The 26,199-nt window shown below is 57.8% G+C and carries 28 protein-coding genes; 27 read left to right on the top strand and 1 reads right to left on the bottom strand.

Annotation, left to right across the window (positions count from 1 at the left end; translation table 11 throughout):
• The first annotated feature begins 419 nt into the window (after positions 1–419).
• The 19 genes from EQV93_RS09115 (at position 420) to EQV93_RS09025 (ending at position 19,770) form a co-directional block, all read left to right on the top strand.
• Positions 420–1,877 carry a flagellin N-terminal helical domain-containing protein gene (locus EQV93_RS09115; RefSeq protein WP_240891400.1) on the top strand — a complete coding sequence of 486 codons (1,458 nt, stop codon included), beginning with the start codon at positions 420–422 and terminating at the stop codon, positions 1,875–1,877.
• A 73-nt stretch (positions 1,878–1,950) separates the two neighbouring features.
• Positions 1,951–2,289 carry a flagellar protein FlaG gene (locus EQV93_RS09110; protein WP_146383715.1) on the top strand — a complete coding sequence of 113 codons (339 nt, stop codon included), beginning with the start codon at positions 1,951–1,953 and terminating at the stop codon, positions 2,287–2,289.
• Between the two features lie 80 nt (positions 2,290–2,369).
• Positions 2,370–3,740 carry a flagellar filament capping protein FliD gene (gene fliD, locus EQV93_RS09105; protein ID WP_240891399.1) on the top strand — a complete coding sequence of 457 codons (1,371 nt, stop codon included), beginning with the start codon at positions 2,370–2,372 and terminating at the stop codon, positions 3,738–3,740.
• A gap of 113 nt (positions 3,741–3,853) precedes the next feature.
• Complete coding sequence (gene fliS, locus EQV93_RS09100) at positions 3,854–4,243, top strand: flagellar export chaperone FliS (RefSeq protein WP_122783032.1); 390 nt, start codon at positions 3,854–3,856, stop codon at positions 4,241–4,243.
• Positions 4,244–4,271: 28 nt separating this feature from the next.
• Positions 4,272–4,565, top strand: a complete 294-nt coding sequence (locus tag EQV93_RS09095) for a flagellar protein FliT (protein ID WP_240891398.1) — start codon at positions 4,272–4,274, stop codon at positions 4,563–4,565.
• A 176-nt stretch (positions 4,566–4,741) separates the two neighbouring features.
• Positions 4,742–6,217, top strand: coding sequence for a sigma-54 dependent transcriptional regulator (locus EQV93_RS09090; protein ID WP_146383712.1), 1,476 nt, complete (start codon positions 4,742–4,744; stop codon positions 6,215–6,217).
• A 146-nt stretch (positions 6,218–6,363) separates the two neighbouring features.
• Complete coding sequence (locus tag EQV93_RS09085) at positions 6,364–7,581, top strand: sensor histidine kinase (RefSeq protein ID WP_240891397.1); 1,218 nt, start codon at positions 6,364–6,366, stop codon at positions 7,579–7,581.
• 5 nt (positions 7,582–7,586) lie between these two features.
• Positions 7,587–8,966, top strand: coding sequence for a sigma-54-dependent transcriptional regulator (locus EQV93_RS09080; protein WP_240891413.1), 1,380 nt, complete (start codon positions 7,587–7,589; stop codon positions 8,964–8,966).
• Between the two features lie 364 nt (positions 8,967–9,330).
• Entirely contained in the window at positions 9,331–9,663 is a 333-nt protein-coding gene (gene fliE, locus EQV93_RS09075) for a flagellar hook-basal body complex protein FliE (protein ID WP_122783028.1), read from the top strand.
• Positions 9,664–9,678: 15 nt separating this feature from the next.
• A complete protein-coding gene (gene fliF / locus EQV93_RS09070) occupies positions 9,679–11,469 on the top strand; it encodes a flagellar basal-body MS-ring/collar protein FliF (RefSeq protein ID WP_122783027.1) in 1,791 nt (596 codons plus the stop codon).
• Positions 11,462–12,484: a flagellar motor switch protein FliG gene (fliG, locus tag EQV93_RS09065; RefSeq protein WP_122783060.1), complete on the top strand. Its 1,023-nt coding sequence runs from the start codon at positions 11,462–11,464 to the stop codon at positions 12,482–12,484. The genes fliF and fliG overlap by 8 nt, the downstream gene beginning before the upstream one ends.
• Positions 12,485–13,252, top strand: coding sequence for a flagellar assembly protein FliH (fliH, locus tag EQV93_RS09060; RefSeq protein ID WP_122783026.1), 768 nt, complete (start codon positions 12,485–12,487; stop codon positions 13,250–13,252).
• Positions 13,242–14,600, top strand: coding sequence for a flagellar protein export ATPase FliI (fliI, locus tag EQV93_RS09055; RefSeq protein WP_240891396.1), 1,359 nt, complete (start codon positions 13,242–13,244; stop codon positions 14,598–14,600). Before fliH ends, fliI begins: the two co-directional genes overlap by 11 nt.
• A gap of 6 nt (positions 14,601–14,606) precedes the next feature.
• Positions 14,607–15,062: a flagellar export protein FliJ gene (fliJ, locus tag EQV93_RS09050; protein WP_146383708.1), complete on the top strand. Its 456-nt coding sequence runs from the start codon at positions 14,607–14,609 to the stop codon at positions 15,060–15,062.
• A gap of 91 nt (positions 15,063–15,153) precedes the next feature.
• The gene (locus tag EQV93_RS09045; RefSeq protein WP_240891395.1) at positions 15,154–15,459 is read left to right on the top strand and encodes an STAS domain-containing protein; all 306 of its coding nucleotides are present in this window, start codon (positions 15,154–15,156) and stop codon (positions 15,457–15,459) included.
• Positions 15,456–17,150 carry an ATP-binding SpoIIE family protein phosphatase gene (locus EQV93_RS09040; protein WP_146426372.1) on the top strand — a complete coding sequence of 565 codons (1,695 nt, stop codon included), beginning with the start codon at positions 15,456–15,458 and terminating at the stop codon, positions 17,148–17,150. Before EQV93_RS09045 ends, EQV93_RS09040 begins: the two co-directional genes overlap by 4 nt.
• Before the next feature lie 30 nt (positions 17,151–17,180).
• Positions 17,181–17,543, top strand: coding sequence for an Hpt domain-containing protein (locus tag EQV93_RS09035; protein ID WP_122783021.1), 363 nt, complete (start codon positions 17,181–17,183; stop codon positions 17,541–17,543).
• Positions 17,544–17,619: 76 nt separating this feature from the next.
• Positions 17,620–18,861, top strand: coding sequence for a flagellar hook-length control protein FliK (locus EQV93_RS09030; protein WP_240891394.1), 1,242 nt, complete (start codon positions 17,620–17,622; stop codon positions 18,859–18,861).
• Positions 18,862–19,182: 321 nt separating this feature from the next.
• The gene (locus tag EQV93_RS09025) at positions 19,183–19,770 is read left to right on the top strand and encodes a LysE family translocator (protein WP_122783019.1); all 588 of its coding nucleotides are present in this window, start codon (positions 19,183–19,185) and stop codon (positions 19,768–19,770) included.
• On the opposite strand, the gene EQV93_RS09020 is transcribed toward EQV93_RS09025, so the two are convergent.
• Positions 19,767–20,591: an AraC family transcriptional regulator gene (locus EQV93_RS09020; protein WP_240891393.1), complete on the bottom strand. Its 825-nt coding sequence runs from the start codon at positions 20,589–20,591 to the stop codon at positions 19,767–19,769. The genes EQV93_RS09025 and EQV93_RS09020 overlap by 4 nt on opposite strands.
• 178 nt (positions 20,592–20,769) lie before the next feature.
• Here EQV93_RS09020 and fliL point away from each other — a divergent pair, with 178 nt between their 5' ends.
• From fliL to flhB, 8 genes are read left to right on the top strand one after another with little or no spacing between them, the layout of a single operon-like run.
• A complete protein-coding gene (gene fliL / locus EQV93_RS09015) occupies positions 20,770–21,264 on the top strand; it encodes a flagellar basal body-associated protein FliL (protein ID WP_122783017.1) in 495 nt (164 codons plus the stop codon).
• Between the two features lie 9 nt (positions 21,265–21,273).
• Positions 21,274–22,242, top strand: coding sequence for a flagellar motor switch protein FliM (gene fliM, locus EQV93_RS09010; RefSeq protein ID WP_122783016.1), 969 nt, complete (start codon positions 21,274–21,276; stop codon positions 22,240–22,242).
• A 57-nt stretch (positions 22,243–22,299) separates the two neighbouring features.
• Entirely contained in the window at positions 22,300–22,764 is a 465-nt protein-coding gene (fliN, locus tag EQV93_RS09005; protein ID WP_122783015.1) for a flagellar motor switch protein FliN, read from the top strand.
• Positions 22,765–23,205 (top strand): flagellar biosynthetic protein FliO, encoded by a 441-nt coding sequence (fliO, locus tag EQV93_RS09000; RefSeq protein WP_122783014.1) that lies wholly within the window; start codon positions 22,765–22,767, stop codon positions 23,203–23,205.
• Positions 23,205–23,948 carry a flagellar type III secretion system pore protein FliP gene (fliP, locus tag EQV93_RS08995; RefSeq protein WP_122783013.1) on the top strand — a complete coding sequence of 248 codons (744 nt, stop codon included), beginning with the start codon at positions 23,205–23,207 and terminating at the stop codon, positions 23,946–23,948. The genes fliO and fliP overlap by 1 nt, the downstream gene beginning before the upstream one ends.
• A 3-nt stretch (positions 23,949–23,951) precedes the next feature.
• Positions 23,952–24,221 (top strand): flagellar biosynthesis protein FliQ, encoded by a 270-nt coding sequence (fliQ, locus tag EQV93_RS08990; protein ID WP_122783012.1) that lies wholly within the window; start codon positions 23,952–23,954, stop codon positions 24,219–24,221.
• Positions 24,222–25,004 (top strand): flagellar biosynthetic protein FliR, encoded by a 783-nt coding sequence (gene fliR / locus EQV93_RS08985; protein WP_122783011.1) that lies wholly within the window; start codon positions 24,222–24,224, stop codon positions 25,002–25,004.
• Entirely contained in the window at positions 25,004–26,140 is a 1,137-nt protein-coding gene (gene flhB, locus EQV93_RS08980) for a flagellar biosynthesis protein FlhB (protein WP_146383700.1), read from the top strand. The genes fliR and flhB overlap by 1 nt, the downstream gene beginning before the upstream one ends.
• Positions 26,141–26,199 lie beyond the last annotated feature (59 nt).

Here is a 26,199-nt window from a genome sequence, read left to right as displayed (position 1 = left end):
TTCTGGGGAAGCCATCGTATTGCTCAAATTGACAGAGTGACCAAGGTTGTAATATCAGGGAAATCGCTTCGCTAACTGTTCGCTATGTCTCCGAACAAAGTGTTCGCGATGTCCCCGGTCCATACACTCCCGGAGGGAGAGGGACTAAAAGCAAAAGCAGGTGTGCGCAACGACACCGATCAAGTTCCCTCTCCCTCTGGGAGAGGGCTAGGGTGAGGGCTGTGTCCCAGGCTTACCCCGGTCTAAAAACCCCGCTAACCCCCTGAAATACAAGGGATGGCCCACGGCCATTAAAAAAATCGAAAAAAGCCCTCAAGCAACGTGCATTGACGACGATAACTATTACGAAGGTTCTCTAGGCCACACCCGGCGGTTGCCAGGGCCGGAAGCCGCAGTAATTACCCAGTGAGGATTTCGTCATGGCTTTAACCGTAAACACCAACCTTGCATCGCTGAATGTTCAGAACAACCTGAACAAATCCTCGACTGCTCTGTCGACTTCCATGCAGCGCCTGTCTTCCGGCCTGCGTATCAACAGCGCTAAAGACGATGCGGCCGGCCTGCAAATCTCCAACCGTCTGACCAGCCAGATCAACGGCCTGGGCACAGCGATCAAGAACGCCGGTGACGGTATCTCCATTGCGCAAACCGCTGAAGGCGCAATGCAGGAATCCACCAACATTCTGCAAACCATGCGTACCCTGGCTCTGTCGTCTGCCAACGGTTCCCTGAGTGCAGAAGACCGCAAGTCGAACAACGCCCAGTACGCGGCCCTGACTTCGGAACTGACCCGTATTGCAACCACCACCACCTTCGGTGGCAAGAACCTGCTGGACGGCTCGTTCGGTACCACCGCTTTCCAGATCGGTGCCAACGCCAACCAGACCATCAACATGACCATGGGTGATGTGTCGGCTAACAACATCGGTTCACAGCAGATCAAAAGTCTTGCTATTGTGCCGGATGCCACTGGCTTGAAAGCTGGCAAAATCAACGTTACAGGTGCCGGTACAACGACTGAAGTAGAGATGAAGACTGACGGGGCTTCTGCCAAAGAAGTTGCTAAATTGCTGAACGGTGCTGTAGGTGGCCTGGCTGCCACTGCGAGCACCGAAGCGCAATTGTCGATTTCTGCTACTGCCGGTGCGAGTGCCACCGCGCCAGCAAGCTTCAACTTGAAAGTTGGTACTCAAGACGTTGATTTTGTTGGTGTAACCGACCTTGATAGTTTGGCAGATCAGTTGAACTCCAACGCTGCCAAGCTGGGTATCAGTGTTAACTACGATAGCTCTGCTGGCACATTGTCTATCAAATCCGACTCGGGTGAAAACTTCGAATTTACCAGTGCTACAGGCGCTGCGGGCATTTCGGTTAACACCAAAGATGGTGCTGGCAAATATGCTGACGATGCGACAGCGTTGGCAGCTGGTACTGCGAAGACCATTGCTACTGGTGCTATTGCACTGGATTCTTCTAAAGGTTATTCGCTGAGCGGAACTGGCGTTGGCGGCCTTTTTGCTGCAGGAACTCTTGGCGCTGATGGAACTGCAGCTTCCAAAAAAACCACCATCGCCGACACCAGCGTAACCACCGCTGCCGGCGCACAAGACGCCATCGCTGTTATCACTCAAGCGATCGCCAACATCGACTCCCAGCGTGCTGACCTGGGTGCCGTGCAAAACCGTTTCGACAGCACTGTTTCCAACCTGCGCAGCATCTCGGACAACTCCACTGCGGCACGTGGCGCGATCCAGGACGTTGACTTCGCATCGGAAACCGCTCAGCTGACCAAGCAACAAACCCTGCAACAGGCTTCCACTGCAATCCTGTCCCAGGCTAACCAGCTGCCTTCCGCTGTACTGAAACTGCTTCAGTAATTCCAGCGCTTGGTAACAAACGGAGGGGCGCGTTTACGCGCCCTTTTGTGTTTTCAGTGAAGAGGGCAGCGTCATGGACATGAGTGTCAAGCTGAACCACGCTTACTCCGCACCAGTGCAGGTGCTGAACCCATCGGCTGCCAACGCTCAGCCCAAGGCTGAAAGCGTTGAAGCGGACCGCATCCCCCAGCGCGATGAGCTGGAGAAAGCCGTCACGGATATTCGCGAGTTTGTGCAATCGACTCAGCGCAATCTGGATTTCTCCATCGATGACTCCACCGGCGTGGTGGTGGTCAAGGTGATTGCCACTGACAGTGGTGAAGTGATCCGTCAGCTTCCCTCGGAAGCCGCGCTGAAACTGGCGCAAAGTTTGACCAATGCCAACAGCCTGCTGTTTGAAAGCAAGGCCTGAGCTGGCACGAAATTTGTTGCTGTTTGTCTTGAGGCGTTGTTCGTCAACAAAACAGCAGCCACTGGATAAGGAGAAGGATGATGGCAGGTACTACGGTTAGCGGTATCGGTTCGAACGTCGATACTCAGGCGATTGTAAAGTCGTTGGTTGCGGCTGAAAAAGCGCCCAAGCAAACACAAATCAACAACCAATCACTGAAAGCAACCACCACGCTGTCGTCCATCGGTAAGGTGCAGTCGGCCTTGAGCAATTTCCGCTCGGCCCTGGCCACGATGAACACCACCACCATTTTCGGCGGTTTGACCGCCACCTCGTCGGATGAGAAAACCGCCAAGGTGACCTTGAGCGGCAGTGCGTCCAACGGCAGCTTCGCGCTTAAAGTCGAGCAATTGGCTACCGCGTCTAAAATCTCCACCAAGGTTTACGACAAGGGCGCCAGTTCAGTCGTCAATAAAGGCTCCACGCCGAGCAATCTGATCATCAAACAGGGCGATACCAAGTTTGATGTCAGCGTACCGGCCGGGGCGACCTTGCAGCAGGTGCGCGACTCGATCAACAGCCAGTACGGCGCCAAGGGCATCAGTGCCAACATCCTGACCGACGCCAATGGGTCGCGCATGGTCTTGACCACGACTACCATGGGCGAGGGCAGCGACCTCAGTCTGGAAGGTGACAGTGGCCTGGAAGACGCCTTCAAGGTGATCGACCCGCCACAAAACGCCCTGTACAGCATCGACGGCATCGAAATGGTGTCCAGGACCAATAACATTGCCGACGCGATCAGTGGTGTCAGTCTTCAGTTGATTGCGCCAACCGCCAGCGGCGCCGCTGCGACCACGGTGTCGGTGTCCACCAGCTCGACTCAGCTCAAGTCGGCGGTCAAGGGCTTTGTAGATACGTACAACGCCTTGCTGACGGCAATCAATGCCGAGACCAAAGTCACCAAGAGCGAAGACGGCACGCAGACCGCAGGTGCGTTGACCGGGGATGCCACCATGCGCACCCTGACATCAACCTTGCGCAATGAACTCAATGCCATGTCGGGCACCGGTGAATTGAAGTCGCTGGCGCAGTTTGGTGTGAGCACCAACCAGACCTCGGGTTTGCTCGAGATCAACGACAAGAAGTGGGATGCCGCGGTAGCCACCAATGCGTCAGATCTCAAAACCATTTTCACCGGTGACAAAGGCTTGCTGATGCGCCTGCAAAACTCGACGGCTGACTATGCGCGAAGCAATACCGGCATCCTCGCGGCGCGTTCCGCCAGTTTGACCACCAGTCTCAATGACCTGACCAAGCAGCAGACAGCGCTGGAAACACGCATGGACAGCCTGCAGCTGTCGTTGATGGCCAAATACAACGCGATGGACACGCTGGTCGCTCAGATCACGGCATCGGCCACCAGCATGATGACTACGCTGAACTCGCTGAACAATCCTAAATCGACCTGATAAGCCGCGCTCAAGTTCTGTGTCGTCACGTCGACATACAACACAGTGGCGTCTTTTCAGTCGTTTATTTCAAGCGCTTATATTTCCAGCGGTCCCTGTTACGAGGTAGAAACATGAATCCCATGAGAGCCCTTCGCCAGTACCAGAAGGTCAATTCCCACGCTCAGATCTCCGAGGCCAGCCCGCATCGGTTGGTGCAAATGCTGATGCAGGGTGGGCTTGATCGCATGGCTCAGGCCAAAGGGGCAATGGAGCGCGGAGATATTGCGCAAAAAGGCGAATTGCTCGGCAAGGCCATCGACATCATTGTCGGGCTGCGTCAGGGGCTGGATGAAAAAAAGGCCGAAGACCCGGCTTCGATTCGTCAGCTGGATGATCTGTACGAATACATGGGCTCGCGCCTGCTTCAAGCCAACCTGAAAAACGATCCCGAAATCATCGACGAAGTCGCTCGTTTGTTGATTACGGTTAAAAGTGGTTGGGATGAGATCGCGCCTGAGTAAAACCGCCTGAGTAGCCGAGGAGTGCGTTATGAGCCAATTGCAACGAATTCAAGAAACCCGTGATGCGCTGGTCAATGCCCTGGCAGAGCGCAATTGGGAGGCTATTGGCGAGTTGGATTTGGCCTGTCGCCAGTCGGTCGAGAGCGTTCTGGATGAAGCGCCGGTGGACGAGGCTGTACTGCGCGAGAATCTGGAGGGGTTGTTGGTGGTTTATCGCATGCTGTTGGAGGCTGCGACAGGCGAGCGGCAGCAGTTGGTCGATCAGATGTCTCAGATCAACCAAGCAAAAAATGCATCAAAGGTTTACCATCTATTCGGTTAAGGCATAAAAAATGTGTGGTTTATTGACGCAGTGCGCCATAAATTTGACTGTATGTAGGTTTATGACTTAACTAGTGCTGTATCCTGTTTCAGTCGTCCTAAGCATCCAACAGGGTAGGGCGGCTAAATAATGCCCTGCCATCCGGGTATTGAGCTGACTAGGGAAGTTGCTATTGCATGTGGCGTGAAACCAAAATTCTGCTTATCGATGACGATAGCGTACGCCGCCGTGATCTGGCGGTGATTCTAAATTTTCTGGGCGAAGAAAATTTAGCCAGCACCAGCCACGCATGGGAACAAGATGTCAGTCTGCTGACCTCCAGTCGCGAGGTGCTGTGTGTGCTGGTAGGCGCTGTAAACATCGCTGGCGGCATTTCGAGCTTGCTTAAGACAGTGGCAGAGTGGGATGAGTTCCTTCCCATTATGCTTTTAGGTGAAATTTCTTCGGCAGAGTTGCCTGAAGACCAACGTCGCCGTGTTCTGTCCAGCCTTGAAATGCCCCCCAGCTACAGCAAATTGCTTGATTCCCTGCACCGCGCCCAAGTCTATCGCGAGATGTACGACAAGGCTCGCGAGCGCGGCCGTCACCGTGAACCCAACCTGTTTCGTAGCCTGGTCGGTACCAGCCGTGCCATTCAGCACGTGCGTCAAATGATGCAGCAGGTGGCCGATACCGACGCCAGCGTATTGATCCTCGGTGAATCCGGCACGGGCAAGGAAGTGGTCGCGCGCAATTTGCACTACCACTCCAAGCGCCGCGACGCACCGTTTGTGCCGGTCAACTGCGGGGCAATTCCTGCCGAGTTGCTCGAAAGCGAATTGTTTGGTCATGAGAAGGGCGCCTTCACCGGCGCCATCACCAGCCGTGCCGGGCGTTTTGAGCTGGCCAATGGCGGCACGCTGTTTCTTGATGAAATCGGTGATATGCCACTGCCGATGCAGGTCAAACTGCTGCGTGTATTGCAGGAGCGCACCTTTGAGCGTGTGGGTAGCAACAAGACCCAGAGCGCGGATGTGCGCATTATTGCCGCTACGCACAAAAACCTCGAAAGCATGATTGAAGTCGGCGCTTTTCGCGAAGACTTGTATTACCGCCTCAATGTTTTCCCGATCGAAATGGCGCCGTTGCGTGAGCGTGTCGAAGACATCCCGTTGTTGATGAACGAGTTGATTTCGCGCATGGAGCATGAAAAGCGCGGTTCGATTCGCTTTAACTCTGTCTCGATCATGTCGTTGTGCCGACACGCCTGGCCGGGCAACGTCCGAGAGTTGGCCAACCTGGTCGAGCGTATGGCGATCATGCATCCGTATGGTGTGATTGGGGTTGCTGAGCTGCCGAAGAAATTCCGCTATGTAGACGACGATGACGAGCAGGCTCCGGACCCGATGTTCAGTGAAATGGAGGAGCGGGTAGCGATCAATAACAGCGTGCCTGACTTCAGTTCCTCTGCGATGCTGCCGCCCGAAGGGCTTGACCTCAAGGATTACCTGGGCGGCCTGGAGCAGGGGTTGATCCAGCAAGCGCTGGACGATGCCAACGGCATCGTTGCACGGGCGGCCGAACGCCTGCGCATTCGACGTACCACCCTGGTCGAAAAAATGCGCAAATACGGCATGAGCCGTCGCGAAGGCGAAGAGCAGTTGGACGATTGACCCTTCGCGTTTAAATCCGGGCCGCAGCGCAGCCCTTCGTGGGCTTCGGCAGTGGCTGCAGGTCTGCATCAGAGTTTCAGGCACGGGTATTGCTTTGCTTGGTGTAACGAACCGTTTTATGACGGTCAGCCAAGCGAGAATGCCTCATGCCCCATACTGCCCAACACGCCTCGGCCCCTGATCTTGCAGGGCAGGGCCTCCCGCTTGCAACGCAGCCAGCCCGTCGCGAAGGACTGGAGCAAGCGTTCTCGCTGTTCAATGAAATGTCGACTCAGTTGAGCGATTCCTACAGCCTGCTCGAAGCCCGTGTGGCTGAGCTTAAAGGTGAGCTGGCCGTGGTCAGTGCCCAGCGCATGACTGAGCTGGCCGAGAAAGAACGGCTGGCCAACCGGCTGCAAAACCTCCTTGATCTGTTGCCAGGCGGGGTCATCGTTATCGATGATCGCGGTCATGTGCGCGAGGCCAATCCGGCCGCCATTGAACTGCTGGGTGAGCCGCTGCAAGGCGAGTTGTGGCGGCAGGTGATTACTCGCTGCTTTGCGCCTCGTGAGGATGATGGTCACGAAGTGTCGCTCACGGATGGTCGGCGTCTGTCGATTGCCACCCGTTCGCTGGATGCAGAGCCCGGGCAGTTAGTGCTGCTCAATGATCTGACACAAACCCGTCGTTTGCAGGACCAGCTCGCGCGCCATGAGCGCCTGTCATCACTGGGCCGCATGGTGGCCTCGTTGGCCCACCAGATTCGCACGCCGTTGTCCGCCGCGTTGATCTACGCCAGTCATTTGACTGAGCAGGAGCTGCCGGTGCAGACCCAGCAGCGTTTTGCCGGTCGCCTTAAAGAGCGGCTGCATGAGCTGGAGCATCAGGTGCGTGACATGCTGGTGTTTGCCCGTGGTGAACTGCCATTGGCGGACAGGGTGTCGCCCGCTGCCTTGATGCAAGCACTGCAGTCGGCCGCCCAGGTTCATGTTCAGGGTGTGGCCATCCGCTGGCAGTGTGATGCTCATGAGGGGCAACTGTTGTGCAATCGAGACACGCTGGTCGGGGCGTTGCTGAATCTGATTGAAAACGCTCTGCAAGCCGGCACGCCTCAGGTGCGCCTTAAAGTGCACCTGTATGCGCGGGGCGCGGCGTTGCGCCTGTGCGTGAGTGACAGTGGCAGTGGCATTGCGCCCGGCGTGCTGGAGCGACTGGGCGAGCCTTTTTTCACCACCAAAGCCACGGGCACCGGGTTGGGGTTGGCGGTGGTCAATGCGGTGGTGCGGGCGCATCAAGGGCAATTGCACATGCGTTCGCGACTGGAGCGCGGCACCTGTGTGCTGATGAGCTTGCCGTTGATCCACGCCGCGCCGGAGCACAACTGATGGTCATGCGAATCAAAGTCCTGTTGGTCGAAGACGATCACGCTTTGCGTGAAGCCCTGGTGGACACGCTGATGCTGGCTGGTCATGGTTTTTATGCTGTGGCTTCGGCAGAAGAGGCGTTGCTGGCAGTGGCCGAGCAGCCATTCAGTCTGGTGGTCAGCGACGTCAATATGCCCGGCATGGATGGTCATCAACTGCTCGGCCGTTTACGTGCGACTCAGCCACAGTTGCCGGTGTTATTGATGACGGCGCACGGTGCCGTTGAGCGTGCTGTTGACGCGATGCGTCAAGGGGCGGCCGATTATCTGGTAAAGCCGTTTGAGCCCAAGGCGTTGCTGGATCTGGTGGCTCGCCACGCACTGGGCAGTCTGGGTGTGGTCGACACGCTTGGCCCGGTGGCGGTTGAGCCGGCCAGTGTGCAACTGCTGGAGTTGGCCGCTCGGGTGGCGCGCAGTGATTCGACGGTATTGATTTCGGGCGAGTCGGGCACGGGTAAAGAAGTGCTGGCCCGCTACATCCATCAGCATTCGAGCCGTGCCGAGCAGCCCTTTGTCGCGATCAACTGCGCAGCCATTCCCGACAACATGCTTGAAGCCACCTTGTTTGGTCATGAGAAGGGTTCCTTTACCGGCGCCATCGCGGCGCAGGCTGGCAAGTTCGAGCAAGCGGACGGCGGTACGTTGTTGCTCGACGAGATTTCCGAAATGCCCCTGAGTTTGCAGGCCAAATTACTGCGGGTGTTGCAAGAGCGCGAAGTGGAGCGGGTGGGCGGGCGCAAGCCGATTGCGCTGGATATTCGGGTGGTCGCCACGACCAACCGGGATCTTGCCGCCGAAGTGGCAGCGGGGCGCTTTCGTGAAGATTTGTTTTACCGGCTTTCGGTATTTCCGCTGGCCTGGCGTCCCTTGCGCGAGCGCACCGCGGATATTCTGCCGTTGGCCGAGCGCATGCTGGCCAGGCACATCAGCAAAATGAAGCACACCACGGTACGTTTCTCGTCTCAGGCCAAAGCGACCCTGACCGGCTACCCGTGGCCGGGCAATGTGCGTGAGCTGGACAATGCGCTCCAGCGCGCGCTGATTTTGCAGCAGGGTGGTTTGATCGAGGCGGCCGATTTTTGCCTGGCCGGGCCGGTGGCTTGTGCGCCGTTGCCGGTGCTGGTCGAAACCTTGCCGGTTGATGCGGGTGATGGCGCCGGGGCGTTGGGTGAAGACCTGCGCCGTCGTGAGTTTCAGATGATTATCGATACCCTGCGCAACGAGCGCGGGCGGCGCAAGGAAGCTGCTGAGCGACTGGGTATTAGCCCGCGTACCTTGCGCTACAAGCTGGCGCAAATGCGTGACGCCGGGATGGATGTAGAGGCGTATCTGTTTGCGTCGAGCTAGTTGCCCTAACCCTCTCCCGGAGGGAGAGGGGACTGATTGGGGGATGTTCTAGCGATCATTCACCTTGAGCGCAGGCACTGAATCCGAATGCGGCTCGGTAAAGCTCTCTCTCCCGGAAGAAGAGGGGCTGATCGGGGGATCATTCATCTTATGCGCAGACACTGAATCCGAATTCAGCTCGGTAAAGCTCCCTCTCCTTTTGGGAGAGGGTTGGGGTGAGGGTTGATCTTGATTTCAATCCGCAGACGCGACGTTTTGTTACGTTAATCACACTATGTGGCATAGAGCTGGCATCTTTGTTGCTTTAACCCAGTAAGCGTTGTCCCAGCGTCAAAAAAATGCGGGTTGTCGGAGGCAGTGGTCCATGAGCCAAGGTATTGAATTTAATCGATTGATGTTGGATATGCGGGCCATGCAAATGGACGCTATGGCGCAATCGAAATCGTCTGTGCAAGCCGCGCCTGAAGCGGGTGCCAGCAGCTTCTCCGACATGCTCGGTAACGCGATCAATAAGGTCAGCGATACTCAGCAGGCGTCGACTCAACTCTCTAACGCTTTTGAGATCGGCAAGAGTGGTGTCGACCTGACGGATGTGATGATCGCCTCGCAAAAGGCCAGCGTTTCATTCCAGGCTTTGACTCAGGTACGAAACAAGCTGGTTCAATCGTACCAAGACATCATGCAGATGCCGGTTTAAGGGCGATATCAAGTCATGGCAGATGCACTCACGGATAACGTTCCGGCCAATACCGGCCCGGCGGGCGGCAAGCCCCCGCTGTTTGGTCTTTCCTTTCTGGACAACCTGGCCGATATGACCATGTTGCGTCAGGTCGGCCTTATGGTCGGTCTGGCAGCAAGCGTGGCAATCGGCTTTGCTGTAGTCCTGTGGTCGCAACAGCCCGACTACCGGCCGCTATACGGCAGTCTGGCCGGTATGGACGCCAAGCAGGTCACCGAAACCCTGGCCGCCGCCGACATTGCCTACACCGTTGAGCCAAACTCGGGAGCCTTGCTGGTCAAGGCCGATGACGTTGCCCGTGCGCGCCTCAAGCTCGCCGCCGCCGGAGTCACGCCGACCGACAGCAATATCGGCTTTGAAATCCTCGACAAGGATCAAGGCCTGGGCACCAGCCAGTTCATGGAAGCCACGCGCTACCGCCGCGGTCTTGAAGGCGAACTGGCTCGCACCATTTCCAGCCTGAACAACGTCAAGGCTGCCCGCGTGCACCTGGCCATCCCCAAAAGCTCGGTCTTTGTCCGTGACGAACGCAAGCCCAGCGCCTCGGTGCTGGTCGAGCTGTACGCCGGGCGTTCGCTTGAGCCGGGGCAGGTATTGGCCATTATCAATCTGGTGGCCACCAGTGTTCCTGAACTGAGCAAGTCGCAGATCACGGTTGTCGACCAAAAGGGCAATCTGCTGTCTGATCAATCGGAAAACTCCGAATTGACCATGGCCGGCAAGCAGTTCGATTACAGCCGCCGCATGGAAGGCCTGCTCACCCAGCGCGTGCACAACATCCTGCAACCGGTGCTGGGCAACGACCGCTACAAGGCTGAAGTATCCGCCGATGTCGATTTCAGCGCAGTCGAGTCCACTTCCGAACAGTTCAACCCGGATCAACCGGCGCTGCGCAGCGAGCAATCGACCAACGAGCAGCGCACTGCCAGCAATGGTCCGCAAGGCGTCCCGGGGGCGTTGAGCAATCAGCCGCCTGGCCCGGCCACGGCACCGCAGCAAACGGGGCAAGCCGCCGGTGCGGGCGCTGGCATGGTTCAGCCCGGCCAGCCTTTGCTTGATGCCAACGGTCAGCAGATCATGGACCCGGCCACCGGCCAGCCCATGCTCGCGCCGTACCCGGCGGACAAACGCACGCAGTCGACGCGCAACTTTGAGCTCGACCGCTCCATCAGTCACACCAAGCAGCAGCAGGGCAAGGTCAATCGCCTGTCGGTGGCCGTGGTGATCGACGACAAGGTCAACGTCAACCCCGCTAACGGTGAAATTACCCAGGTGCCATGGACCAGCGACCAACTGGCGCGCTTTACCCGTCTGGTACAGGACGCCGTGGGTTTCGATGCCAGCCGGGGTGACAGCGTCAGTGTGATCAACGTGCCGTTCTCCGCCGAACGCGCAGAAGTCATAGCCGATATCCCGTTTTATTCGCAACCCTGGTTCTGGGATGTGCTGAAACAAGGGTTGGGTGTGCTGTTTATTCTGGTGCTGGTGTTTGGCGTGTTGCGCCCGGTGCTCAATAACCTCACCGGCAATGGTCGCAACAAGCAAGTGGCGGGTATTGGCAGCGACGCCGAGCTGGCCGGCATGGGCGGTCTGGATGGCGAACTGGCCAACGACCGGGTCAGCCTGGGCGGGCCTAAAAGCATCCTGTTGCCTAGCCCGAGCGAAGGCTATGACGCACAGTTGAATGCCATCAAGAGTCTGGTAGCAGAAGACCCGGGCCGTGTGGCTCAGGTCGTTAAAGAGTGGATCAATGCCGATGAGTGATAACCGCGCCGCCGCGAACGCCAAGCTGAGCCGCGTCGACAAGGCCGCGATCCTGTTGCTGTCACTCGGTGAAGCCGATGCGGCCCAGGTGCTGCGACATATGGGCCCCAAAGAGGTCCAGCGGGTGGGTGTGGCGATGGCGCAAATGCGCAACGTACACCGCGAGCAGGTCGAGCAGGTGATGAGCGAGTTCGTCGAGATTGTCGGCGATCAAACCAGCCTTGGCGTTGGCTCCGACAGCTACATCCGCAAAATGTTGACCTCGGCGCTGGGCGAAGACAAGGCCAACGGCTTGATCGACCGGATTTTGCTGGGTGGCAACACCAGCGGCCTCGACAGCCTGAAATGGATGGAGCCGCGTGCGGTGGCGGATGTCATTCGTTACGAGCATCCGCAAATTCAAGCCATCGTGGTGGCGTACCTCGACCCGGATCAGGCGGGTGAAGTGCTCGGCCACTTTGATCAAAAAGCGCGTCTGGACATCATCCTGCGCGTGTCGTCGCTCAATACCGTGCAGCCGGCAGCGCTCAAAGAACTGAACCAGATCCTCGAAAAACAGTTCTCCGGCAACTCCAATTCGGCCCGCACCTCTTTGGGCGGGATCAAGCGTGCGGCTGACATCATGAACTTCCTCGACAGTTCGATAGAAGCGCAGTTGATGGATTCGATTCGCGATATCGACGAGACCCTGTCCGGTCAGATCGAAGACCTCATGTTTGTGTTCAACAACCTGGCCGATGTTGACGACCGCGGTATTCAGGCGCTGCTGCGCGAAGTCTCCTCCGATGTGCTGGTGCTGGCACTCAAAGGGTCTGACGACAACGTGCAGGAGAAAATCTTCAAGAACATGTCCAAGCGTGCGGCCGAACTGCTGCGCGACGATCTCGAAGCCAAGGGCCCTGTTCGCGTCAGTGACGTCGAGACGGCGCAAAAGGAAATCCTCACCATCGCCCGCCGTATGGCCGAAGCCGGAGAAATCGTTCTCGGCGGGAAGGGCGGCGAAGAGATGATCTAAGTGAGTAACGGTGACTCTCCGGGAGATGTGATTCGCGCCAAGGATGTGGGTGCTTTTGATCTGTGGGGCCTGCCCAGCTTCGACCCGTGGCGTGAGCCGGTCGAGCCTGAGCCTGAGCCCGTTGAAGAAGTGGTCGACGAGGTTGAAGAAGTGCCACTGGATGAAGTCCAGCCACTGACCCTCGAAGAGCTCGAAAGCATCCGTCAGGAGGCTTATAACGATGGCTTCGCGACCGGCGAAAAAGAAGGTTTTCACAGTACCCAGCTCAAGGTGCGTCAAGAGGCCGAGGCCGCACTGACGGCCAAGGTGGCCAGTCTCGAACGTTTGATGAACAACCTCATGGCGCCGTTGGCCGAGCAGGACATGCAGCTTGAAAAAGCCATGGTCGGACTGGTGGAGCACATGACGCGTCAGGTCATCCAGCGCGAAATGAAAACCGACTCACGGCTCATCGAACAGGTGCTGCGCGAAGGCCTGAAACTGTTGCCGATGGGGGCTGACAATATCCGCCTGTTTATCAACCCCCAGGATTTTGAGCAGATCAAAGCCCTGCGCGAGCGCCATGAAGAGCGCTGGCGAATTGTTGAAGACGACACGCTGCAACCCGGTGGTTGCCGCATTGAAACTGAACACAGTCGTATCGACGCCAGTATCGAGACGCGCATCAAGCGGGCGATGAGCCAACTGTTCGATCAGCTTCACGAGCAAGCGCTGCACCCGGCCGCGCCAGACATCGCTGTCAATCTGGACACCCCTGATGCGCCTTGAGCGAACCAGTTTTGCCAAGCGCCTGAGCACCTATGCGCCGGCCGTATCATTGCCTGCCCAGCCGGTGGTCGAAGGTCGCCTGCTGCGCATGGTCGGTCTCACCCTCGAAGCTGAAGGCCTGCGTGCCGCGATGGGCAGCCGTTGCCTGGTGATCAACGACGACAGTTTTCATCCGGTCGAAGTCGAAGCTGAAGTGATGGGTTTTTCCGGCAGCAAGATTTTTCTGATGCCCGTGGGCAGTGTCGCCGGGATCGCGCCGGGCGCCCGCGTGGTGCCGTTAGCCGATACCGGGCGCTTGCCCATGGGCATGAGCATGCTCGGGCGTGTGCTGGACGGGGCGGGCAGGGCGCTGGACGGCAAAGGCGGGATGAAAGCCGAGGACTGGGTGCCAATGGACGGCCCAACCATCAACCCGCTCAACCGCGATCCCATCAGCGTGCCACTGGACGTGGGTATTCGCAGCATCAACGGGCTATTGACGGTGGGTCGCGGTCAGCGGCTTGGCCTGTTTGCCGGTACGGGTGTGGGCAAGAGTGTGCTGCTGGGGATGATGACGCGCTTCACCGAGGCCGACATTATCGTGGTGGGCCTGATCGGTGAGCGGGGCCGCGAGGTGAAGGAGTTCATCGAGCACAGTCTGGGTGAAGAAGGTCTCAAGCGTTCGGTGGTGGTCGCCTCGCCTGCCGATGATGCGCCGTTGATGCGCTTGCGTGCGGCGATGTACTGCACGCGGATTGCTGAATACTTTCGCGACAAGGGCAAGAATGTCCTGTTGCTGATGGACTCGCTCACCCGATTCGCCCAGGCTCAGCGAGAAATCGCGCTGGCCATTGGCGAGCCCCCTGCCACCAAGGGTTATCCGCCCTCCGTATTTGCCAAATTGCCCAAGCTGGTCGAGCGCGCCGGTAATGCCGAAGCAGGGGGCGGCTCCATTACTGCCTTTTACACCGTGCTGTCCGAAGGTGATGACCAGCAAGACCCGATTGCAGACTCGGCGCGGGGCGTGCTCGACGGTCATATCGTGCTATCCCGGCGCTTGGCCGAAGAGGGCCATTACCCGGCGATCGATATTGAAGCCTCTATCAGCCGGGTCATGCCTGCGGTGGTGACGGTAGAGCACATGCGCCGCGCTCAGCAGTTCAAGCAACTGTGGTCGCGCTTCCAGCAAGCGCGGGACTTGATCAGTGTGGGTGCCTACGTGCCGGGCGGTGACCGCGAAACCGATACGGCCATCGCCTTGCAGCCCGCGATGGTGAGCTACTTGCGTCAAGGCCTTAACGACAAGATCGGCATGGCTGAAAGCGAAGGTCATCTGGGCTCCCTTTTTGCTCCAGCAGCAGGCGGGTAACCATTCGTGGCCAAGGATGGAAGAGCAGCGCGCCTTGCGCCTGTGGTCGACATGGCCGAGAAAACCGAAAAAGCGGCGGCCATGCGCCTTGGGCACTTTCAGGGGCAGGTCAACCTGGCCAACAGCAAGCTCGGCGATCTCGAAAACTTTCGTGGCGACTACCAGGCGCAATGGGTCGAGCGCGGCAGTCAGGGTGTGAGTGGGCAATGGATGCGCAACTACCAGTACTTTCTTAATCAGCTGGAAACCGCGGTTACCCAGCAACGGCAAAGTCTGGTGTGGCATGAGAACAACCTCAACAAGGCTCGCGAAACCTGGCAGCAGGCCTACGCCCGTGTAGAAGGGTTGCGCAAGCTGGTGCAGCGCTACGCCGATGAAGCCCGCCAGCTCGAAGACAAGCGCGAACAAAAGCTGATGGACGAATTGTCTCAGCGTCTGGTGCGTATAACGCCAATCGAGTAACCACTGGCGAGCAGCGAAGGTTGCACGTGCTCCGTTTTTAGACCGTCTATAGTCTCCCTGTCAAACCGACACCTGACACGGGAGCAAGCTTATGGCGGTTACGTCCGTAATCTCGGAAGACGGCAGCAAACTGACAATCGCGATCAAAGGCCGGTTCGATTTTGCCAAGCACCAAGAATTTCGTGACGCTTACGAAAAACTTCAACCCAAGCCTAAGTCGATCGTGGTGGACTTGAAGGAAGCCACCTACCTCGACAGTTCGGCGCTGGGGATGTTGTTGATGTTGCGCGACTATGCAGGCGGAGATGACTCGGACATCCGGGTCATCAACAGTAATTCGGTTGTGTGCAAAACCCTGGAGATTTCTAACTTCAACAAGCTGTTCGATATCCCGTGAACAGCCCGCTGACGATACTGATTGCCGAAGACAATGCGGTCGATCGTCTATTGCTGTCACGGATCGTGCAGAGGCAGGGGCATCAGGTGCTGTTAGCGGCCAACGGTGCTGAGGCGGTCGAGCTTTTTGTCCGCGAACGTCCACATCTGGTGTTGATGGACGCCTTGATGCCGGTGATGGACGGGTTTGAGGCCACTCGCCAGATCAAGGCGCTGGCCGGGGATGCGCTGGTGCCGGTGATCTTCCTTACTTCGCTTGATCACGCGCATGCGTTGGCGCGTACGCTTGAAGCGGGGGGCGATGATGTGCTGATCAAGCCTTACAACCCGTTGGTGCTGGCGGCGAAAATCACCGTGATGGATCGCTTGCGGCGCTTGCAAGACACGGTGTTGCAACAGCGCGATCAGATCGTGCGGCACAACCTCTATCTGCTCAATGAACAGCGTGTGGCCAAAGCGGTGTTTGACCGGGTGGCGCACTCGGGCTGTTTGAGTGCGCCCAATATTCATTATTTGCAGTCACCCTATGCGCTCTTCAACGGCGACTTATTGCTGGCTGCCTACACCCCGACCGGCGATACACACCTGCTGCTTGCCGACTTTACCGGGCATGGGTTGCCCGCTGCGATTGGCGCGATGCCGCTGGCTGAAGTGTTCTACAGCATGACGGCCAAGGGCTACAGGCTGGGCGAAATACTTCGCGAAATGAATGCCAAGCTCAAGCGCATCTTGCCCACAGACATGTTTTGCTGCGCCACATTGGCCTGTGTAAGCGCGCTGCGGCGCAGTGTAGAAGTCTGGAATGGCGGTATGCCCGATGGCTATCTCCTGAGTCGGGCGGGTCATGACGCGATCCTGACTTCGCAGCATTTGCCTTTGGGGGTATTGCCTGCGCAGCGCTTCGACCATGGCACGCAGGTGTGGCCGATGCTGCCCGGTGATCAGCTGTTTTTATTGACGGATGGGGTGGTCGAGACCAGTGGTCCCGATGATCAGCTGTTTGGGGTCGAGCGCTTGCAGCGGGTGATGGCCAACAACCGCGACCCGCACCAGTTGATTGCCGAGGTTGAACAGGCGCTTCGCGATTTTCAAGGGAGCAGCCGTGATGACGTCAGCATGGTACACATCACCTCACAGTTACCGCAGAAGTTGGGTGCGCCGGCCATGCTTTATTCCGACAGTGGCCAGTGCAGTCCCCTGGACTGGTCGGCCAGCTTTGAGTTTCGTGCCCTTTCACTGCAACAGTTCAACCCGCTCCCCTATCTGCTGCAATTGTTGATGGAAGTTCATGGGTTGCGACCCCAAGGGGCGGTTATTCATGCAGTGCTGTCCGAGCTTTACAGCAATGCTCTGGAGCATGGCGTGCTGGGGCTGGACTCAAGCCTCAAACGCGACCCTCAAGGGTTTACAAAATATTACGAGCTACGCAAAGAGCGCCTGGCAGTCCTGCAAGACGGTTATGTGCGTGTGAAATTACACGTAATCCCCCTGCGCGAAGGCGGTAGGGCGGTGCTTTGCGTGGAAGACAGCGGTGCTGGCTTTGATGTCGCCAGCATACTGGCCAGACCGCTGGACAGAGACCGTTTATCGGGTCGCGGGGTCAGTTTGATCCGGCAAATGTGCCCACAGGTGCATTGGTCCGACGATGGTCGAAGCGCCACCGTAGAGTTTTCATGGGAGGCTCAGGCATAATCTGTCCATTCTTGATCAAGGAGTGAGCAAGTGTCTGACATTCATATGGACCCCAACGTGGTCAGTGCTTTACGCGACATGATGGAGGGTGGGTTTGCCGACCTGCTCGATACCTTTCTTTCCGACTCGCAAGAGCGCCTTGACCAGCTCAAGTCCGCCCATCTCGCCAGCGACCTGACATTGGTTGCGCACAGCTTCAAAGGCAGCAGCAGCAACATGGGTGCCATTCGTTTGGCGCACCTGTGTGGTCAGCTTGAAGAGCGTGCACATAAAAAGCAGTTGGCCGGAGTCGAGAAACTCGTCATCGAAATCAGCGATGAGTACCAAATGGTACGTCGACTTTACGGCGCCGAGCGACAGCGTTACGCCGCATCCGAGTCGGCCTCGAACTAATCGGGCCAAACTGGCCCGAACCTTGCTCTGAATCTCTGACCTGCACCTACGCCTGCCGTGCAGCGGAGACTCATCAATGCCATTTGCTGCCAACCCGCTTCTATCATCACCTGCCGCCTCAGCGTCCAAGGCCGCTGCCAGCAAGGCTGCGCAGCCTGTTGAAGCTGGCGACCAAAAATTTTCCAGGGTGTATGCCAAGGCGTCCGATCCAGTGTTTAACAAAGCACCGGAGCCGGTTGCCAAGGGTGTGGCGGGCGCCGACACATCATCGACCGTTGCCGATAGCGGCAAATCCTTGCCTGCCGGCAAGGCCAAGGACACTGCTGACACTGACCTGAACAACACCTCCCCGGGCGACACGGCCTCTGCGCCTGAGCCGGTTGCCGTGGTCCCGGTGGTCGACTTAACCGAGACTCAGCCCACAGTCGAGACGACTCAGGTCGATGCTCAGGCGCCACCACTGCTCAACGTGGCATTGATCGCCGCCGCCCAGGTTCAGCCTGACCCGGTAGTGGACGAAACCGCTGAGCCGCCCGCCGACCCGTTGGACAATCTGCCGGCATTGCGTCTGGCGATGGAGCAGGGCGGTCATATATCTGCCGGTAGCAAGTCACCTGCCAAATCGGGTGGCGCTGACACCCTTGCGGCGAACGCTCAAGGGCCTGTCGCGACAGCGGCCCTGTTGATCGACACGCAAGCCGATGCCTCTGAACCTGGCGAAGGTGGCGACAAAGCGTTTAAAGGTCTGGTCGATGAAGGCCTTAAAGACCTCAAAAGCGCGTCCAGTGACACGCGGGTCGATGACTTCGCCAACCGTCTTGCGGCATTGACTCAGGCGGCGGTGCCCAAAACAGCCAACGCGCTGCCGATCAACCAGCCCTTGGCCATGCATCAGAGCGGTTGGTCCGAAGAAGTGGTAAACCGGGTGATGTACCTGTCCAGTGCCAACCTCAAATCGGCGGACATCCAATTAGAGCCTGCGGAATTGGGGCGTCTGGATATTCGCGTCAACATCAGCGCCGATCAGGCGGCTCAAGTGAATTTTGTCAGCGGTCATGCGGGTGTGCGTGAGGCGCTGGACAGCCAAATGCACCGCCTGCGGGAGATGTTTGCCCAGCAGGGTATGGGGCAAGTCGATGTGAATGTTTCTGATCAATCGCGTCAATGGCAAGGTCAGGGGCAGGAGCGTCAGGCACAGAATAGCTCTGGGGGCCAAAGGCTTGAGAGCAATAGTGCTGAGGATCATGCGGGCGCTGTAGCAGAGGCTCTAGCGCCAAGTGTCGTGCTGGGTAGCAGTGCGGTGGATTACTACGCGTAAGCCCCGGCCTTATAGCCGCGGCGCAAATCTTGTAGCAGCTGTCGAGTAATGCGAGGCTGCGTTCGACGATGCAATCGTCGCAAGCGCTATGAGCACGATGTATCTGAAACAAAGTTCTTGGCCATTCTGCTAGGTCTGATTGAACTGTCTTGCGACGGCTTTGCCGCCGATCGCAGCCTCGCGGAGCTCGTCAGCTCCTACAGGGCTTTCTCACCTTCCAGATATGCTTTCACTCACACGCGCAGAGCAGTTTTGTTCAATACACGGCCCCGCTCAAGGTGATCTCCTTGACGCTCAGTCATAGAGCGGAGAGCAGGGACCATGAGTGTATTTTTATCAATGGCAGCGTTTGCATTAGCCGCGTCCATTTCCCCCGGACCGGTCAATGTCGTGGCCCTGAGTTGCGGGATGCAATATGGCCTGGGTGCCACTTTGCGTCATGTGTTGGGCGCCACGGTAGGCTTCGTCGTGCTGCTGTTGTTTACCGGTTTTGGCCTGCACGAAGTGCTGGAACGGTGGCCGGTACTGACCGAGTTGATTCGCTGGGCAGGCATGGCATTTTTGCTGTACCTGGCCTGGAAGCTGGCCGTCAGTGATGGGCGCCTCGACGTTCAGGGCTCCATCCCGCCGCCATCTTTTATGCAGGGTGCTGCCATGCAATGGCTTAACCCTAAAGCCTGGCTGGCGGCTGTAGCGGGTATGGGGGCGTTTGTCGCCAGTGGCGAAGCGACGCTGATCGGCTGGTTTGCGTTGATCTATTTTGTGGTCTGCTACCTGTCCGTCGGCTGTTGGGCCTACGCCGGTGCGTTTCTGGCTCGATTTTTACGCAGCGCGCCGCGCATTCGTCTACTCAATCGCAGCATGGCAGTCATGCTGGCCGGCTGTGCCGCGTCGTTGCTGATGATTTAAGTCTTGTATTGGCCGGGTGTAGCGGCAATGTGTTTTTTGAACACGCGCTGGAAGTGTGCCTGGTCTGAGAAACCGGCTTGCTGGGCAATGTCGGCGATCGACGCCCCGTTGCGCAGTTGCTTTTGCGCGTGTTGTATCCGCCGATTGAGCAAGTAGGCATGGGGTGTCATGTGATAGCGCAATTCAAAAGCGCGTATCAGGTAGGCCTCGGACAAGTTCGCTGCTTCACACATGTCCTGCAAGCGGAGGGTGCTCAGGTAATGCGCATCGATGTATTGCGCTACCCGTTCGACTTTGGGGCTGGTCATTTTCGAAGGCACAGAGGGGCGGCCAATTTTCTGCTGCATCAGCGTGAAAAAACCAATCGCGGCTTCATGCTTGGCCAGCACAGCGACGCTGGGGTCGACCAGTGTTGCGTAGAAGTCGACAAGGCCTTTGAAGACCTCTGCGGACAGTGTGTAAGTGGCGGCAACAGGTTCAAAAACCTGGTTTTCAATCGACTCTGAGGCGTGCTGAATGCCCGCCAGCCACTGTGCGTCTACATACAACATCACGTAAGACCAAGGCTGATCGTCGACCGGATTGCAGGCGTGCACGTCCCCCGGATTCATCACCACGACGGTTTCGGCGCAGATTTCACGGCGGGTCTTTTCGTGCAAGTACTCACAGCGCCCCGAAGTGATCGCGCCGATGGAAAAAATTGTGTGGGAGTGTCGGGCGTAGCTGACCTTGCGGCCGTCCGCAATCGAGCGTGCCTCGATGAATGGCAACTGAGGGTCGCGCCAGAACTGGGGGGTTGCGCTGGGTACGTCAAGCAGCATGGCGTTTACCTGAGCATGAGCCTGCATGAGGGTGAACCGACTTTACGATGAACCTGCCTCTGACGACAACGCAGTACCTTGTTGATTGCCTGAATCTCTCCTCGATCCTGCTTCTGGCATAACACTTGCTCTGCCTTTGCGTGCACCTGTGAAACCCTAAAAGTGACGGATTATTGGCATGGCGACGAGCGACGCAGTAAAGGATCCCGCCGATAAAGGCAAACTCAAACTGATTATCCTGATCGCGGTGGCTGTGCTGCTGGCGATGGGCGCGTCAGTGGGCGCGACCTGGTATTTCATGAAGTCCGCCGACAAGGATTCCGCAACGGTGGCCCAGGCTTCCAGCGCTAAGCTGCCTGCCATTTACGAGGCCATGTCGCCGGCGTTTGTGGTTAATTTCAATGCCAATGGCCGCCAGCGCTACATGCAAGTGAGCATGAGCCTGCAGGCCCGCGATCAGGGCGACCTCAATGCGCTTAAGGTGCATATGCCGGTCATTCGCAATAATTTGGTGATGCTCTTTTCCGGGCAGTCGTTCGATGACCTGGCCACCCCGGTCGGCCAGGAAATGCTGCGTCAGAAAGCGACGGCCAGCGTGCAGGAAGTCGCACAGAAGGAACTCGGAAAAGTAGTTATCGATCAGGTGCTCTTTACTAACTTTGTATTGCAGTAGGACCACGACATGGCCGTGCAAGACCTGCTGTCCCAGGATGAAATTGACGCGCTGTTACATGGCGTCGACGACGGTCTGGTACAGGCCGAAGTAGCTGCCGAGCCCGGCAGTGTCAAAAGTTACGACCTGACCAGTCAGGACCGGATTGTCCGGGGCCGCATGCCGACCCTGGAAATGATCAATGAACGTTTCGCCCGTTACACCCGCATCAGCATGTTCAACATGCTGCGTCGTTCGGCGGACGTGGCGGTGGGCGGGGTGCAGGTGATGAAGTTCGGCGAATATGTGCATTCGCTGTACGTACCCACCAGTCTTAACCTGGTCAAGATCAAACCGTTGCGCGGCACGGCGCTGTTCATCCTCGATGCCAAGCTGGTGTTCAAGCTGGTGGACAACTTCTTTGGCGGTGATGGCCGTCACGCCAAGATCGAAGGCCGTGAGTTTACGCCTACCGAGTTGCGCGTGGTGCGCATGGTGCTGGAGCAGGCCTTCATCGACCTGAAGGAAGCCTGGCAGGCGATCATGGAAGTCAATTTCGAGTACATCAACTCGGAAGTGAATCCTGCGATGGCCAATATCGTCGGCCCCAGCGAAGCCGTTGTGGTCTCGACCTTTCATATCGAACTCGATGGAGGCGGCGGCGATCTCCACGTCACCATGCCGTACTCGATGATTGAACCGGTGCGTGAAATGCTCGATGCCGGGTTCCAGTCCGACCTTGACGATCAGGACGAGCGCTGGAGCAAGGCCCTGCGTGAAGACGTACTGGACGTCAACGTGCCCTTGAGTGCCACCGTGGCCAGACGTCAGTTGCGTCTGCGCGATATTTTGCATATGCAACCGGGGGATGTGATCCCCGTAGAGCTGAATGACGAACTGGTGATGCGCGCCAACGGCGTGCCCTCGTTCAAGGTCAAGCTGGGCTCGCACAAAGGCAATCTTGCCTTGCAAGTGGTTGAGCCTATCGGTCGGCGCTAAGCGCCGGCTCTTTTAAAAAATGCTGTGTTAACGATTGACTGCTCGCCGAGGACACCCATGGCTAACGAACACGATACAACCGCTGCAGACCAGGCGCTGGCTGATGAATGGGCGGCAGCGCTGGAGGAAACCGGCGATGTCGGTCAGGCCGACATTGATGCGCTGCTGGCGGCCGATGCAGCCAGCAAACCGGTGTCCAATCGCCTCGCCATGGAAGAGTTCGGGAGCGTGCCGCGCAATAACGATCCGGTGACGCTGGATGGCCCCAACCTGGATGTGATTCTGGACATTCCGGTGTCTATTTCCATGGAAGTGGGCAGCACTGAGATCAACATCCGCAACCTGCTGCAACTCAATCAGGGGTCGGTGATCGAGCTGGATCGTCTGGCCGGCGAGCCGCTGGATGTGCTGGTTAACGGCACCCTGATCGCTCACGGCGAAGTGGTGGTGGTCAACGAAAAGTTTGGTATCCGTCTGACCGACGTGATCAGCCCAAGCGAACGCATCAAGAAGCTGCGCTAAGTGAAGCGACTTCTCGGCGGTTTATTGGCGCTGCCTCTCGGCGCGCTGGCAGCAGAGCCGGTGATCAGCGCAGCGGCGACGGCGGCGCCTGTGGTGAGTGCAGGCGTGGGTGGCCAGCTGATGCAGTTGGTCATGGGCTTGTTGCTGGTGCTGGGGCTGATTTTTGCCTTGGCCTGGTTGCTGCGACGGGTGCAGAACACCGGTTCACGGCAGGGGCAGGTCATAGAACTGATCAGCTCAAGGGCGCTGGGTGCGCGGGACCGCCTGGTGCTCGTACAGGTAGGCGACGAACAGATTCTGCTGGGTCTGACGCCGGGGCGCATTACGCCCTTGCATGTGCTTAAAGAGCCCGTACACGTGCCGGACGCTGCACAAAAGGCTACCCCCGAATTTGCCAAACGCTTGATGGAAGTACTGGGTCAGCAAAAGGACAAGCCGTAATGCGTTTAGTTGTCGCGCTGTTTTTAGCGTTGCTTGCACCGTTGGCGTGGGGGGCTGATCCGCTGTCCATCCCGGCCATCACGCTGGGCACCGGTGCCAACGGTCAGCAGGAATACTCGGTCAGCCTGCAAATTCTGTTGATCATGACCGCGCTGAGCTTTATTCCGGCGTTCGTCATGCTGATGACCAGCTTTACCCGGATCATCATCGTGTTCTCGATCCTGCGTCAGGCGCTGGGTTTGCAACAAACCCCCTCGAACCAGATCCTCACCGGCATGGCACTGTTCCTGACGATGTTTATCATGGCGCCCGTGTTCGACAAGGTGAATAACGACGCCCTGCAGCCCTATCTCGCTGAAAAACTGTCCGCGCAGGACGCTATTCTCAAGGCTGAAGGTCCGATCAAGGACTTTATGCTGGCGCAGACCCGTACCAGCGATCTCGACTTGTTTATGCGCCTGTCCAAGCGTACTGACATTGCCACGCCCGATGCTGCGCCCTTGACCATTCTGGTGCCGGCCTTTGTAACGTCTGAGCTGAAGACCGCGTTCCAGATCGGCTTTATGATTTTCATCCCGTTCCTGATCATCGATCTGGTGGTGGCCAGTGTGTTGATGGCCATGGGCATGATGATGCTCTCGCCGTTGATTATTTCGCTGCCGTTCAAAATCATGTTGTTTGTACTGGTCGATGGCTGGGCGCTGATTATTGGCACCCTGGCCAGCAGTTTTGGCGGGGTATAGCGCATGACGCCGGAAGTTGCGGTTGATCTGTTTCGCAGCGCGCTGTGGCTGACCACGATGATGGTCGCGGTGCTGGTTATCCCCAGTTTGCTGGTGGGGCTGCTGGTGGCAATGTTTCAGGCGGCCACCCAAATCAACGAACAAACCCTGAGCTTTCTGCCGCGCCTGTTGGTCATGCTGGTGACCTTGATCGTGGCCGGGCCGTGGCTGGTGCAAACCTTTATGGAATACATCCTGCAGTTGTACGGCAGCATCCCGCAGTTGATCGGCTAAATGTCACTGCTCGCCCTGACAGACGCGCAGATCAGTACTTGGGTCGCCAGCTTTATGCTGCCGCTGTTCCGGGTGGGTGCTTTGCTGACGACTATGCCGATCATTGGCACAACCCTGGTGCCCAAGCGCATCAAGCTGTTTCTGTCGCTGGCAATCACCCTGGCGATTATGCCCAGCTTGCCGCCGCTGCCCACCGTCAACCCGCTGGACTTGAGCGGCATGATGCTGATCGCCGAACAAATCGTGATCGGTGCCTTGCTGGGTTTCTCGCTGCAACTGTTCTTTCAGGCGTTTGTAGTGGCCGGGCAGATTGTCGCGATCCAGATGGGCATGGGCTTTGCCTCGATGGTCGACCCGGCCAACGGCGTCAACGTGGCGGTCATCGGGCAGTTTTTCACCATGCTGGTGACGTTGTTGTTTTTGTCCATGAACGGACATTTAGTGGTGTTTGAAGTGCTCACCGAAAGCTTCACTACCTTGCCGGTGGGTGGCGGGCTGCTGACCAATCACTATTGGGAAATCGCCAACAAGCTCGGTTGGGTGCTGGGCGCAGCCTTGTTGCTGGTGTTGCCGGCGATCACCGCTTTGCTGGTGGTCAATATTGCCTTTGGTGTGATGACCCGCGCAGCACCGCAACTGAACATCTTCGCCATCGGCTTTCCGCTGACGCTGGTGTTGGGCATGGTGATTCTGTGGATCAGCATGGCTGACATCCTCAACCAGTATCAGCCGCTGGCCTCCGAGGCGTTGCAGTTTCTTCGCGAACTGGCGAGGGCCAAATAGTGGCTGAAAGCGAAAGTGGTGCCGATAAAACAGAAGACCCCACGGAGAAGCGAAAAAAGGACTCCAGGGAAAAGGGTGAAATCGCGCGCTCCAAAGAGCTCAACACCTTGGCCATCATGCTGGCCGGCTCTATAGGCTTGCTGATTTTTGGCGGCGCGTTGGCCCAGGACATGATGGAGTTGATGCGTTACAACTTCAGCATCAGCCGCGAGACCCTGCTTAACACCGACTCGATGGGCGCGTTTTTGCTGCACTCCGGCAAAGTCGCCTTGCTCGCCGTGCAGCCGGTATTGATCACCTTGTTGATCGCCGCGCTGGTGGGGCCTATCGCACTGGGCGGGTGGTTGTTTGCAGCAGGCAGCATGGCGCCAAAATTCAGCCGCATGAACCCTGCCGCCGGGCTCAAGCGCATGTTCTCGGCCAAGGCGCTGGTCGAGTTGCTCAAAGCCTTGGCCAAGTTTTTTATCATCCTGATTGTCGCGTTGCTGGTCTTGAAGTCCGATATTGACGACTTGTTGCGTATTGCTCAGGAACCCCTTGAGCAGGCGGTGATTCACAGTCTGCAGGTGGTGGCCTGGAGCGCTTTGTGGATGGCTTGCGGGTTGATCCTGATCGCAGCGGTGGACGTGCCGGTGCAGTTGTGGGAAAGCCACAAGAAGCTGTTGATGACCAAGCAGGAAGTGCGCGACGAGCACAAGGATCAGGAGGGTCGTCCTGAGGTCAAGCAGCGCATTCGCCAGTTGCAAAGGGAGATGTCCCAGCGACGCATGATGTCGGCCATTCCGGACGCTGATGTGATCATCACCAACCCGACCCATTACGCGGTGGCGCTCAAATACGACCCGGAGAAGGGTGGGGCGCCGATGTTGCTGGCCAAGGGCAGTGATTTTCTGGCATTGAAAATTCGTGAGATCGGCGCCAAGCACAACATTTTGCTGCTGGAATCACCTGCATTGGCGCGGTCAATCTATTACTCCACCGAGCTCGAGCAGGAAATCCCGGCGGGGTTGTACCTGGCCGTGGCGCAGGTGCTGGCGTACGTGTACCAGATTCGCCAACACCAGGCTGGGAAGGGCAAGCGGCCTGATCCCCTTGACGATTTGCCGATTCCGCCGGATTTACGTCGCGATGAATAACCGGAGTCTCAACATGCGATTCTCGGGGTGCTGTCAGGATTGACCGATTCACTGTCATT

The sequence above is a fragment of the Pseudomonas sp. TMW22091 genome (genome assembly GCF_022496705.1).
GTDB classification, from domain to species: Bacteria; Pseudomonadota; Gammaproteobacteria; order Pseudomonadales; family Pseudomonadaceae; genus Aquipseudomonas; species Aquipseudomonas saxonica.
This window is presented reverse-complemented; position numbering and strand designations above follow the sequence as displayed.

Excerpts from the sequence above, each read along its gene's own strand:
- EQV93_RS09115 (WP_240891400.1), top strand. The coding sequence starts at position 420 with ATGGCTTTAACCGTAAACACCAACCTTGCATCGCTGAATGTTCAGAAC.
- EQV93_RS09110 (WP_146383715.1), top strand. The coding sequence starts at position 1,951 with ATGGACATGAGTGTCAAGCTGAACCACGCTTACTCCGCACCAGTGCAG.
- fliD (WP_240891399.1), top strand. The coding sequence starts at position 2,370 with ATGGCAGGTACTACGGTTAGCGGTATCGGTTCGAACGTCGATACTCAG.
- fliS (WP_122783032.1), top strand. The coding sequence starts at position 3,854 with ATGAATCCCATGAGAGCCCTTCGCCAGTACCAGAAGGTCAATTCCCAC.
- EQV93_RS09095 (WP_240891398.1), top strand. The coding sequence starts at position 4,272 with ATGAGCCAATTGCAACGAATTCAAGAAACCCGTGATGCGCTGGTCAAT.
- EQV93_RS09090 (WP_146383712.1), top strand. The coding sequence starts at position 4,742 with ATGTGGCGTGAAACCAAAATTCTGCTTATCGATGACGATAGCGTACGC.
- EQV93_RS09085 (WP_240891397.1), top strand. The coding sequence starts at position 6,364 with ATGCCCCATACTGCCCAACACGCCTCGGCCCCTGATCTTGCAGGGCAG.
- EQV93_RS09080 (WP_240891413.1), top strand. The coding sequence starts at position 7,587 with ATGCGAATCAAAGTCCTGTTGGTCGAAGACGATCACGCTTTGCGTGAA.
- fliE (WP_122783028.1), top strand. The coding sequence starts at position 9,331 with ATGAGCCAAGGTATTGAATTTAATCGATTGATGTTGGATATGCGGGCC.
- fliF (WP_122783027.1), top strand. The coding sequence starts at position 9,679 with ATGGCAGATGCACTCACGGATAACGTTCCGGCCAATACCGGCCCGGCG.
- fliG (WP_122783060.1), top strand. The coding sequence starts at position 11,462 with ATGAGTGATAACCGCGCCGCCGCGAACGCCAAGCTGAGCCGCGTCGAC.
- fliI (WP_240891396.1), top strand. The coding sequence starts at position 13,242 with ATGCGCCTTGAGCGAACCAGTTTTGCCAAGCGCCTGAGCACCTATGCG.
- EQV93_RS09045 (WP_240891395.1), top strand. The coding sequence starts at position 15,154 with ATGGCGGTTACGTCCGTAATCTCGGAAGACGGCAGCAAACTGACAATC.
- EQV93_RS09030 (WP_240891394.1), top strand. The coding sequence starts at position 17,620 with ATGCCATTTGCTGCCAACCCGCTTCTATCATCACCTGCCGCCTCAGCG.
- EQV93_RS09025 (WP_122783019.1), top strand. The coding sequence starts at position 19,183 with ATGAGTGTATTTTTATCAATGGCAGCGTTTGCATTAGCCGCGTCCATT.
- EQV93_RS09020 (WP_240891393.1), bottom strand. The coding sequence starts at position 20,591 with ATGCTGCTTGACGTACCCAGCGCAACCCCCCAGTTCTGGCGCGACCCT.
- fliL (WP_122783017.1), top strand. The coding sequence starts at position 20,770 with ATGGCGACGAGCGACGCAGTAAAGGATCCCGCCGATAAAGGCAAACTC.
- fliM (WP_122783016.1), top strand. The coding sequence starts at position 21,274 with ATGGCCGTGCAAGACCTGCTGTCCCAGGATGAAATTGACGCGCTGTTA.
- fliN (WP_122783015.1), top strand. The coding sequence starts at position 22,300 with ATGGCTAACGAACACGATACAACCGCTGCAGACCAGGCGCTGGCTGAT.
- fliP (WP_122783013.1), top strand. The coding sequence starts at position 23,205 with ATGCGTTTAGTTGTCGCGCTGTTTTTAGCGTTGCTTGCACCGTTGGCG.
- fliQ (WP_122783012.1), top strand. The coding sequence starts at position 23,952 with ATGACGCCGGAAGTTGCGGTTGATCTGTTTCGCAGCGCGCTGTGGCTG.
- fliR (WP_122783011.1), top strand. The coding sequence starts at position 24,222 with ATGTCACTGCTCGCCCTGACAGACGCGCAGATCAGTACTTGGGTCGCC.